The sequence below is a fragment of the Actinoplanes sp. NPDC051633 genome (assembly GCF_040681735.1).
Lineage (GTDB): Bacteria > Actinomycetota > Actinomycetes > Mycobacteriales > Micromonosporaceae > Actinoplanes.
Map to the genome: position 1 here is coordinate 1 of NZ_JBFAZH010000316.1, position 7,245 is coordinate 7,245.

At 71.0% G+C, this 7,245-nt stretch carries 6 protein-coding genes; all 6 read left to right on the top strand.

The window, feature by feature from the left end; all coding sequences use genetic code 11:
• Positions 1–10: 10 nt before the first annotated feature.
• Complete coding sequence (treY, locus tag AB0M20_RS18965; protein WP_364299771.1) at positions 11–2,281, top strand: malto-oligosyltrehalose synthase; 2,271 nt, start codon at positions 11–13, stop codon at positions 2,279–2,281.
• Complete coding sequence (gene treZ / locus AB0M20_RS18970) at positions 2,278–4,023, top strand: malto-oligosyltrehalose trehalohydrolase (protein WP_364299761.1); 1,746 nt, start codon at positions 2,278–2,280, stop codon at positions 4,021–4,023. Before treY ends, treZ begins: the two co-directional genes overlap by 4 nt.
• A 14-nt stretch (positions 4,024–4,037) precedes the next feature.
• A complete protein-coding gene (yidD, locus tag AB0M20_RS18975; protein ID WP_364299763.1) occupies positions 4,038–4,427 on the top strand; it encodes a membrane protein insertion efficiency factor YidD in 390 nt (129 codons plus the stop codon).
• Between the two features lies 1 nt (position 4,428).
• Positions 4,429–5,484 (top strand): transporter substrate-binding domain-containing protein, encoded by a 1,056-nt coding sequence (locus tag AB0M20_RS18980; RefSeq protein ID WP_364299765.1) that lies wholly within the window; start codon positions 4,429–4,431, stop codon positions 5,482–5,484.
• On the top strand, positions 5,485–6,501 hold the full coding sequence (locus AB0M20_RS18985) for a hypothetical protein (protein ID WP_364299767.1): 1,017 nt from the start codon (positions 5,485–5,487) through the stop codon (positions 6,499–6,501).
• Positions 6,502–6,668: 167 nt separating this feature from the next.
• Positions 6,669–7,245: protein phosphatase 2C domain-containing protein (locus tag AB0M20_RS18990; protein ID WP_364299769.1), on the top strand; the 577-nt coding region annotated here is incomplete at its 3' end.

Here is a 7,245-nt window from a genome sequence, read left to right on the forward strand (position 1 = left end):
GGACGGTTTGATGCCCCCTACCGGTACCTATCGAGTTCAGGTACGTCCCGACTTCCCGCTGAAGAACACCGCCGAGCTCGCCGACTACCTGGCCGACCTGGGTGTCAGCCACCTCTACACCGCGCCGCTGCTGACCGCGGCGCCCGGCTCGGAGCACGGCTACGACGTCGTCGACCACGGACGGGTGAATCCGGCGATCGGCGGCGAGGAGGGCCGGCTGCAGCTGCGCAAGGCCCTGGAGGCGGCCGGGCTGGGCCTGGTCGTCGACATCGTCCCCAACCACGCCGGGGTGGGCGTGCCCGCCGCCAACCCGTCCTGGTGGGACGTGCTGAAGAACGGCGAGGCGTCGCAGTACGCCAAGTGGTACGACATCGACTGGTCCCGTGGCCGGGTGCTGATCCCGGTGCTGGCCGACGATCCCGATGCCCTCAACGAGCTCAAGGTCGAGGACGGGGAACTGCGGTATTTCGACAAGCGGTACCCGATCGCCGACGGCACCGGCGAGGGCAGCCCGCGCGAGGTGCACGACCGGCAGCACTACGAGCTGGTGAACTGGACGCGCGGCGACACCGAGCTCAACTACCGGCGGTTCTTCGCGATCGTCGACCTGGCCGGCCTGCGCGTCGAGGACCCCGAGGTGTTCGACGCCACCCATCGCGAGATCCTGCGGTGGTACGACGAGGGCGCGGTGCAGGGCATCCGGGTGGACCACCCCGACGGGGTACGAGACCCGGCGGGCTACTTCGACCGCCTGCACGCCGCGGCGCCGCAGGCCTGGATCGTGGTCGAGAAGATCCTCGAGCCGGGTGAGGAGCTGCCGGGGTGGCCGGTGGCCGGCACCACCGGCTACGACGCGATGGCCGAGGTGTGCGGCGTCTTCGTGGACACCACCACCGAGGCGTTCTTCGACACCCTCGATCACCACCTGACCGGCACCACGACGTCCTGGCAGGACCTTGTCCACCGGACCAAGCTGTCGGCGGCGACCAACCTGCTGGCCACCGAGCTGGACCGGATGGCACGGCTCGTACCCGAGATCGAGGCCGCACCCCGCGCCCTGGCCGAGCTGGCCGCCTGCTTCCCGGTCTACCGCTCCTACCTGCCCTTCGGCTCGCGCTACCTGGCCAAGGCGCGCTCCGAGGCGGGCCGCCGCCGGCCCGAGCTGATCCCGGTGCTCGACCAGCTCACCGGCCGGCTGCGCAACCCGGACGACGAGCTGGCGATCCGCTTCCAGCAGTTCACCGGCGCGGTGATGGCCAAGGGCGTGGAGGACACCGCGTTCTACCGGTGGACCCGGTTCACCGCGCGCAACGAGGTCGGCAACGACCCGGCCCACTTCGGCGTCTCCGCGGACGAGTTCCACGAGTGCTCGGGGCAGCGGCACCGGTCCTGGCCGGAGAGCATGACCGGCCTGTCCACCCACGACACGAAGCGCAGCGAGGACGTGCGGGCGCGGCTCGCGGTGCTCGCCGAGCTGCCCGGCGACTGGACCGAGGTGGTCCGCCGCTGGGTCCGGATCGATCCGCTGCCCGACCCGGCGCTGGCCCACCTGGTGTGGCAGGCCGCGGTGGGCGCGTGGCCGATCTCCAGGGACAGACTGCACGCGTACGCGCTGAAGGCGGCCCGCGAGGCGGCGGCGTCCACCACGTGGACGAAGCCCGACGAGTCCTTCGAGACGGCGCTGCGCGAGATGGTCGACCGGATCTACGACGACCCGGCGCTGCACGAGGAGGTGGCCGGTTTCGCCGCCTCGATCACCGCGCCCGGCTGGTCCAACTCGCTCGGGCAGAAGCTGGTGCAGCTGACCATGCCCGGGGTGCCGGACGTCTACCAGGGCACCGAGCTGTGGGACCTGTCGCTGGTCGACCCGGATAACCGGCGGCCCGTCGACTTCGCCCTGCGGCGGGAGCTGCTGGCCCGGCTCGACGACGGATGGTTGCCGCCGATCGACGACACCGGCGCCGCGAAACTCCTGGTCACCAGCCGTGCGCTGCGCCTGCGCCGGCAGCGGCCGGAGCTGTTCACCGGATACCGGCCGCTGTATGCCGAGGGCCGGGTCGGCGAGCACGCGCTGGCCTTCGACCGCGGCGGCGCGATTACGGTGGCCACCCGGCTGCCGGTCGGCCTGTCCCGCCGCGGCGGCTGGCAGGACACCACGCTGACGCTCGACGGTCAGACGTGGACGGAGGTCTTGACGGGCACCGTGCACGGCGGTTCGACGCTCACGGTCGCCGACCTGCTGGACAGGTACCCGGTGGCACTGCTGGTGAAGGAATCATGACGACGTTCGAGGTGTGGGCGCCGGCGCAGCCGTACGTGCGGCTGCGGATCGGCGGGACCGACCACGAGATGGTGGGCGGTGGCGACGGCTGGTGGCGGCTGGACGTGCCGGACGCCGGGCCGGGGACCGATTACGGCTTCGTTCTCGCCGATGCCGACAAGCCGCTACCCGACCCGCGGTCGCTGTGGCAGCCGGACGGGGTGCACGGCCTCAGCCGGGTGTACGACCACACCGATTTCCCGTGGTCGGACGCCGCGTGGACCGGCCGCCAGCTGCCGGGCTCCGTCCTCTACGAGATGCACGTCGGTACCTTCACCTCCGAGGGCACCTTCGACGCCGCGATCGAGCGTCTGGACCACCTCGTCGACCTGGGCGTCGACCTGGTCGAGCTGCTTCCCGTCAACTCCTTCAACGGCGAGTACAACTGGGGGTACGACGGGGTCTGCTGGTTCGCGCCGCATGAGGCGTACGGCGGCCCCGACGGCCTGAAGCGCTTCGTCGACGCCGCCCACGCCAGGGGTCTCGGCGTCGTGCTCGACGTCGTCTACAACCACTTCGGGCCCAGCGGCGCGTACGCCCCGATGTTCGCGCCCTACCTGAACCCCGCGGAGCACAGCCCGTGGGGCCCGGCGGTCAACCTGGACGGTCCCGACTCCGGCGAGGTTCGCAGGTACATCGTCGACAGCATGCTCGGCTGGCTGCGCGACTACCACGTCGACGGCCTGCGGCTCGACGCCGTGCACGCGTTCGCCGACGACACCGCGATCCACCTGCTCGAGGAGATGGCGACCGAGGTCGAGCGGCTGTCGGCGCACCTCGGGCGGCCGCTGTCGCTGATCGCCGAGTCCGACCTCAACGACCCGAGGCTGATCACCCCGCGCGAGGCCGGCGGGTACGGCCTGACCGCGCAGTGGGACGACGACGTGCACCACGTGCTGCACGCCATGCTGACCGGCGAGCGGCAGGGCTACTACGGCGACTTCGGCTCGCTGGAGAGCCTGGAGACGGTGCTGACCGGGGCGTTCTTCCACGCCGGCACATGGTCGAGCTTCCGCCGCCGCAACCACGGCCGGCCGGTCGACCGGCACTCGACGGCCGGATACCGCTTCGTCGCGTACCTGCAGAACCACGATCAGATCGGCAACCGCGCGGTCGGCGACCGGCTCTCCGCGACCCTGTCGCCCGGGCTGCTCAAGTGCGGGGCGACGCTGCTGTTCACGTCGCCGTTCACGCCGATGCTTTTCATGGGCGAGGAGTGGGCGGCGAGCAACCCGTGGCAGTTCTTCACCAGCCACCCCGAGCCCGAGCTGGCGGCGGCGGTGCAAACCGGCCGGCGGCGCGAGTTCGCCACCCACGGCTGGGCCGAGACCGACGTGCCGGATCCGCAGGACCCGGCCACCTTCGAGCGGTCCAAGCTGGACTGGTCGGAGCTGTCCAAACCCGGGCACGCCGAGATCCTCGACCTGCACCGCAAGCTGATCGCGCTGCGCCGCGAGCAGCCCGATCTGACCGACCCGCGGCTGGACAGGGTGCAGGTCCGGCACGGCGACCGGTACGTGGTGATGCGCCGTGGCCGGTGCATCGTGGCGGTGAACCTGGCGGCCGAGGAGCAGACGGTGAGCCTGCGATCGGTGCCGAGCCGGGTGCTGCTGGCCACCGAGCAGGGCGTCGTGCTGCAGCGTGACCGGGTCTCCCTGCCGGCGGAATCGGCCGTTGTGGTGATGGTTTCCTCGCACGCGTAGGTCACCATGGCGGGATGCGGTCCTACATTCGCCTGCCGAAACGTCATCATCGGCGCCCGCACCGCAAGCGGCGCAAGGGCAAGTGGTACGACGGCTGCGACTTCTGCGACTGCGACCTGCCCTGCTGCGACTTCGGGCTGCTGTCGACGTCGATGCTGCTGGCCGCCCGGACACCGTTGCCGCAGCGCGCCACGGCGTCCCTGATCAAGGGCTATCGTCGCGTCCTGTCGCCGCGGGTGCCCGTGAAGTGCCGTTTCACGCCGTCGTGTTCCGAGTTCGGCCTGGAGGCTGTGACGCTCCTCGGCACCCGGCGGGGACTGCGCGTCACGGCGGCCCGGCTGCGCCGCTGCCGGCCCGGCGTGCCCTATGGCACATTCGACCCCGTGAGGAACCACATTGGGTGAGGTGACCCGCAGGGTCTGGCCGGTCCGCCGCCGTCCCGCGCCCGACGATCTGCCGGCCGACCCGTTCCCCGCCGAGCCGGAGGATCCCCCGCCACCAACGCCGCCGCCTCCCCGGTCGCGTGTCACCCTGCCCGCCCTGCGGCTCGCCGCGCTCGGCCTCGCGCTGGTGCTCACGATCGCGATCACGATGGTGCGGCTCTTCGTCGGCGGGTCACCCTCGGTCGAGGAGCTGCGCGCGCGGGCCGGTGTGGACGGTTGGACGACCCTGTCGATCGGGGTCAAGGACGATCAGCCGGGTACGGCGTTCCACAACGAGAACGGCACGTGGACCGGGTTCGACATCGACATCGCGTACATGATCGCCGAGGACCTCGGTTTACGGCGGGGTGAGGTGCGGTTCTACGCGATGGAGAGCGAGGACCGCGCCCGGATGCAGGCCACCGACGCCGGCGGCAAGCGGGTGCCGGTGCAGATGGTGATCGCCAGCTACAGCATCACGGCGGCGCGCGAGGCGCGCGACGAGGTGACGTTCTCCCAGCCGTACCTGTTCACCGAGCAGTCGGTGCTCACCCTGGCAGGCCACCCCAAGGTGTCCACCTTCGGGAACCTGAAGGGTCGTGACGTCTGCTCGCTGTCCACTGCGACCAGTGAGAGCGAGCCGAAGAACGCCGGCGCGATCATGCACAGCCGCAATCGGATCAGCGAGTGCATCGAGGACCTGCGTGCGAAGCGGGTCGACGCGGTCACCACGGACGCGGCGATCCTGGCCGGCTTCAAGGCCGAGTCGCCCGAGGAGTTCGCCCATTGGGATCTCGGCCTCGACGCCACCGAGGCGTGGGGCGTCAACGTCGGCGAGAACAAGGACCTGGCGACGCTGGTCGATCTCACGCTCTACCGGTCGCTGAAGGACCCGCGCGACGATCGGTGGGAGATCGCGTACGAGAACAACCTGCAGGCCGAGGTGCCCGCCAACGGGCGTACCCCGATCGCTCAAGCGCAGCAACCCGCCGTGACCAAGCCGGACGTCCGCGAACAGCCGTGGGAAGACGTCATCTAGATGACCGACATCTACGTCAAGGACGGCGGCGTCGCGCCGCGGCGGCGGCGCGCCCAGCTCAACTGGCTGCTCACCGCGCTGCCCGCCTTCCCGCTCGTGCTGCTGGTGCTGCGGCTCTGGTACCTGAGCCGGCAGGATCTGCCGACCATGCTGCTGCTGGTGCAGTACATCAGCCCGCTCGGCATGATCAGCGCGCTCGGCATCACGCTGATCTGGGCGGTGCCAGCGATCATCCTCGTGCTGCGGGTGCTCGGCGGGATCCTGCTGGTCAGCGCGCCCGCCGAGGCCGGGCGGTCGCTGCTGGCGGTGACCGCGCTGCGCATGCCCGACTGGGTGGTGCTGCTCGCCGTGGTGCTGGCCGGCTTCACCTGGCAGCTGCGGCTGCTGCCGGTCCTGCTGATGCTGGTGGTCTCGATCATGGGGCTGACCGCGGTGCAGCGGTTCGACCAGGACCGGTGGCTGCTGCCCTGGATCACCCTGGGCGTCCCGATCCTGGTCGGGCTGCTGGTGCTGATCTTCGTGGCGCCCGGGATCCGGGACGCGGTGGCGATCGGGGAGTACAGCACCGCGCTGCTGCTCGGCGTACCCCCGCTGCTCGGTCCCCTGCTCACCGGCCCGGTGCCCGCGCGGGCGGCCCGCTTCGCCACGCACTGGCCGGCGATCGGCGCCGCACTGGTGGCACCGCTGGTGATCGGCCTGTTGTTCCTGCGGGCGCCGGTGCTGCCGAACAGCGCGGTGGAGACCGGCCTGCCCGGGAAGCCGGTCGACTCGGTGGTTCGCGGGCAACTGATCTCCGTGGACGACACCTCGACCACCGTGCTCGACCGCGGCGGAGAGGTGACCTTCATTCCCAACGATCGCGTGCGGACCAAGACGCTGTGCCCCGAGCGAACCAACGGGCCGGACAGCGTCGTGGTGGTCCGCGGATGGCCCGCCGAGTCGTCCGCGCTGGCTTGGGTGGCGCCCACCCGGCGCGCCGGCGACATCGACCCGAGATGCCTGGGGAGGGCGCTGTGACTGCCGGCGCCTGGTCCTTCGGACGGCGCGGAGAACCCGGACCCTTCGGGTTTAATTGTGCGCCTGACGGCCCGCTGAGGCCGCCTGACAACGATTTCCCATCACCATCTGCGGCGCGCCGCCCACCGCGTGCAGACACGCTGGACACGACCTGGCAAGCTTCCGCCATGACCTTGCACCTTCGGTGGGCCGCCATCACCGATCAAGGCCGCGTCCGCAGCAACAACCAGGACGCGTTCTACGCCGGGGAGCGCCTCCTCGTGGTGGCCGACGGCATGGGCGGGATGGCTGCCGGAGACGTCGCCAGCCGGCTCGCGGTGGAGGCGATGGCCTCCCTCGACGTCGCGATCGACAACGAGCATCAGATGGACGCGCTGCACAAGGCGCTCGAGGTCGCCAACGGGCGGATCGCCGAGACGGTCGCCGGCGACCCGACGCTGCAGGGCATGGGCACCACGATGACCGCCGTGATCTTCTCCGGCGACCGGGCGGCGCTGGCGCACGTCGGCGACTCGCGCGCCTACCTGCTGCGCGAGGGCCGGCTGAACCAGCTCACCAAGGACGACACCTACGTACAGATGCTCGTCGACCAGGGTCTGATCCGCCCCGAGGAGGCCGCCGGGCACCCGCGCCGCGCGGTGGTCACCCAGGCGCTGCAGGGGGAGCCGGTCAGCCCGGCCTACGTGATAGTGGAACCACAGGCCGGTGACCGGTGGCTGCTCTGCAGCGACGGGCTGACCACCG

Excerpts from the sequence above, each read along its gene's own strand:
- treY (WP_364299771.1), top strand. The coding sequence starts at position 11 with ATGCCCCCTACCGGTACCTATCGAGTTCAGGTACGTCCCGACTTCCCG.
- treZ (WP_364299761.1), top strand. The coding sequence starts at position 2,278 with ATGACGACGTTCGAGGTGTGGGCGCCGGCGCAGCCGTACGTGCGGCTG.
- yidD (WP_364299763.1), top strand. The coding sequence starts at position 4,038 with ATGCGGTCCTACATTCGCCTGCCGAAACGTCATCATCGGCGCCCGCAC.
- AB0M20_RS18985 (WP_364299767.1), top strand. The coding sequence starts at position 5,485 with ATGACCGACATCTACGTCAAGGACGGCGGCGTCGCGCCGCGGCGGCGG.